The sequence below is a fragment of the Pseudoalteromonas sp. P1-7a genome, assembly GCF_001401855.1.
Lineage (GTDB): Bacteria > Pseudomonadota > Gammaproteobacteria > Enterobacterales > Alteromonadaceae > Pseudoalteromonas.
In genome coordinates, this window is record NZ_LKDU01000074.1 from 1 (window position 1) to 1,212 (window position 1,212).

The window sequence follows — 1,212 nt, forward strand, 5'->3', positions numbered from 1 at the left end:
TCACCTTCAACGGCTTACAGAACGCTCCCCTACCACTCATCCTAAGATGAATCCGCAGCTTCGGTGCATAGTTTAGCCCCGTTACATCTTCCGCGCAGACCGACTCGACCAGTGAGCTATTACGCTTTCTTTAAAGGATGGCTGCTTCTAAGCCAACCTCCTGGCTGTCTGGGCCTTTCCACATCGTTTCCCACTTAACTATGACTTTGGGACCTTAGCTGGCGGTCTGGGTTGTTTCCCTCTTCACGACGGACGTTAGCACCCGCCGTGTGTCTCCCGGATAGTACTTTACGGTATTCGGAGTTTGCAAAGGGTTGGTAAGTCGGGATGACCCCCTAGCCTTAACAGTGCTCTACCCCCGTAAGTATTCGTCCGAGGCTCTACCTAAATAGATTTCGGGGAGAACCAGCTATCTCCCGGTTTGATTAGCCTTTCACTCCTAGCCACAGGTCATCCCCTAACTTTTCAACGTTAGTGGGTTCGGTCCTCCAGTTGATGTTACTCAACCTTCAACCTGCCCATGGCTAGATCACCGGGTTTCGGGTCTATACCTTGAAACTATTCGCCCAGTTAAGACTCGGTTTCCCTACGGCTACCCTAATCGGTTAACCTCGCTACAAAATATAAGTCGCTGACCCATTATACAAAAGGTACGCAGTCACCCTCGAAGGGCTCCTACTGCTTGTACGTACACGGTTTCAGGTTCTATTTCACTCCCCTCACAGGGGTTCTTTTCGCCTTTCCCTCACGGTACTGGTTCACTATCGGTCAGTTGGGAGTATTTAGCCTTAGATGATGGTCCACCTATATTCAGTCAAAGTTTCACGTGCTCCGACCTACTCGATTTCACTTAAAATGCATTTTCATGTACGGGACTATCACCCTGTATCGTGGCACTTTCCAGAGCCTTCCATTAACACATAATAAGCTTAAGGGCTGTTCCGATTTCGCTCGCCGCTACTATCGGAATCTCGGTTGATTTCTTTTCCTACGGGTACTTAGATGTTTCAGTTCTCCGCGTTCGCCTCGTTAACCTATGTATTCAGTTAACGATACCTGCAAGCAGGTGGGTTTCCCCATTCGGAAATCCTAGTCTCAAGCGCTTTTTACTAGCTTGACTAGGCTTATCGCAAGTTAATACGTCCTTCATCGCCTCCAACTGCCAAGGCATCCACCGTGTACGCTTAGTCACTTAACCATACAACCCAAACG

General features: G+C 48.9%; 1 rRNA gene. It reads right to left on the minus strand.

From position 1 onward, the window contains the following. Positions 1-1,198, minus strand: a 23S ribosomal RNA gene (locus AN389_RS19480); the annotation flags it as partial. Positions 1,199-1,212: the final 14 nt, after the last annotated feature.